1 protein-coding gene is annotated in these 248 nt (G+C 51.2%); it reads left to right on the top strand.

Annotated features, from left to right (window positions below):
- A partial coding sequence (locus Q0954_RS34830) for a hypothetical protein (RefSeq protein WP_299466915.1) occupies positions 1–248 on the top strand: 248 nt, incomplete at both ends.

Genomic DNA, 248 nt, shown 5'->3' with positions numbered 1-248 from the left:
ACTACAGCAGCACCCGCGCCGGGTTTCAGGTTCGATACGTCTAACCCTAAAAAACTGGTGCTGGAGACTTTGAATGGACGTTATCAGTTGCAAGGGGCGCCCAAACCGGAGCTGGAGTCTATGAAGGTAACTTTGTTTATTTATCCGGCGTCGGGTGGGAGCAAATCGCGTCATAAGGTAGATTTGTACGAAGACCGCCAGATGGAGAAAGTGGCCCGTGAAGCTAACGCCAAGTTGGGGATTGCTTA

This window comes from uncultured Microscilla sp. (genome assembly GCF_947493425.1).
Taxonomy (GTDB): domain Bacteria; phylum Bacteroidota; class Bacteroidia; order Cytophagales; family Microscillaceae; genus Microscilla.
Note: the sequence above shows the minus strand (reverse complement) of the source record. Positions and strands in the feature narration are given on the sequence as shown.